This is a genomic window from Acinetobacter rongchengensis, from assembly GCF_003611475.1.
Lineage (GTDB): Bacteria > Pseudomonadota > Gammaproteobacteria > Pseudomonadales > Moraxellaceae > Acinetobacter > Acinetobacter rongchengensis.
The window spans coordinates 1-1,882 of record NZ_RAXT01000127.1; the positions used below are offsets into that span (position 1 = coordinate 1).

2 protein-coding genes are annotated in these 1,882 nt (G+C 35.3%); one reads left to right on the top strand and one right to left on the bottom strand.

Annotated elements, in window-relative coordinates; genetic code table 11:
* Positions 1–871 (top strand): RHS repeat-associated core domain-containing protein (locus tag D7V20_RS18950; RefSeq protein WP_147395816.1); only part of this gene is annotated, 871 nt, incomplete at its 5' end.
* A gap of 8 nt (positions 872–879) precedes the next feature.
* Here D7V20_RS18950 and D7V20_RS18955 read toward each other — a convergent pair.
* Positions 880–1,734, bottom strand: a complete 855-nt coding sequence (locus D7V20_RS18955) for a tetratricopeptide repeat protein (RefSeq protein WP_120385382.1) — start codon at positions 1,732–1,734, stop codon at positions 880–882.
* Between the last annotated feature and the right edge of the window lie 148 nt (positions 1,735–1,882).

The following is a 1,882-nucleotide window of genomic DNA, read 5'->3' on the forward strand; positions in this document are numbered from 1 at the left end:
AGCTGAGTTAGAGCGTGTTGCGTTTTATCACTGTGACCAAGTGGGTACACCGCACAGTTTAAGTAATGAGTTGGGTGAATGTGTATGGGAAATGACACAAGATACGTGGGGAACAGCTTTGGCGATCAAAGCTTCTGAGCATTTACTTGAGCAAACTAATCTGAGATTTCAGGGGCAATATTACGATAAAGAAACAGGCTTGCACTATAACCGTTATAGATATTACGAGCCGTATAGTGCACGGTATGTGAGTAAAGATCCGATAGGGTTGTTTGGAGGACTGAATTTAAAGGATTATGTTTTAAATCCAATGCAATGGTGTGACCCATTAGGTCTTGCATCGGAGAGAGCGGGAACAAATGCGGCTATAGAAATTTATAATAAGGCTGGCCCTAATCTTCCTGATAATAGTATACCAATAGAAAATATTGCTACTTCTCAACTTGAAAGATATACAAAAGGAAAGTCAGTAGGAGGTTCTGCTACAGCTGGAATTGGTATAGGCGTATATGCAAATTATAAAGGGAAGGGATCTAGTACATTAACCATGGAGCGAAAGCTTGGTTTAGGGTATGAATATGGAGTTTCTCAACGAGATGAAAAATGGAAGTATAAATATGGAGAGCGTCAAGTAAATAGACCTTACATTGAATCGTGTGCTGCAACGGGTAAATCAAAATATTGTGCAGGTTCACATTCAGATAATTGGGATCCATATTTTCGAAAAGAAAAAACAAAGTTTGGCACATCAAAAGGTTTTACTATTAGTCAAGGAAAAGAAATGGTAGGTAACCCTAACGGACCTTCGCTTATGCATGGTCCTGGTCATACTTGGGATTTAGGAGCTCATGGTTTTCCTTCAAGTTATTAAAACGAATATTATTTAAGCTGGGATAATTCTTTGGAGGCGAGAGGATTCCCAGCTTGTGCAGACTTCTCAAACCAAATTTTTGAAATAGATAAATTTTTATCTACACCTAAACCATCTTTATACATTTTCCCTAAATGATATTGTGCTCCATTTTCTCCCTGATTTGCAGCTTCAAGGAACCACTTATAGGCTTGTGAATAATCTTGTTTTATACCATCACCTATAAGGTAGGCTAAGCCTAAATTATATTGTGCATCAATATCATTTTGCTCCGCTGCTTTTGTTAACCATTTAAGGCCTTCTGTTTTATCTATGGGCGTTCCTTGTCCATCAAAATACATATTGCTTAAATTAAATTGAGCAACCGAATAACCAGCAGAAGCGGCTTTATGGAAATAATGAAAAGCTTTTCCGTAATTTATTTCAACATCTAATCCATCTTTAAATATAGTACCTAAATTGTTCATAGATGCTATATCACCTTGAGAAGCAGCCTTGTCAAACCAAAATTTTGCTTTTGTATAGTCTGGTTTTCTATGTTGGTCTCCTGTGTATAAGAGTCCTAGATTATATTGAGCATTTACATTACCTTTATTCGCAGCTAGGGTATACCATTTTATTGCTTCATCTATATTTGGTTGAATACCCTCATAGCCATCAGTATAGATAACACCCATATTATATTGTGATTCAGAGTCTCCTTTTTCAGCTTTTGATCTAATCTCATTAACATTCAAACCTCCTGAGTGAGGCTGTTGTTGACTAGTACTATTTTCATTATTGTTTGAATCTACTGATTTTGCACATCCTGAATTTAGGGTGCTAAGTAAGCAAATTGTTAGAAGAATTTTTTTTGATATCATATTTTTATCTCAAATATAAATTATTGAAGTAATTTACTATAAAGAACATACTTTTTCCTTATATTAAACATAAAAATAACATAAGCTACAAATACTGGTTAGGTTGCCTACATAATTGGTATTTATGAACCGAATTAGTTTCGTACCA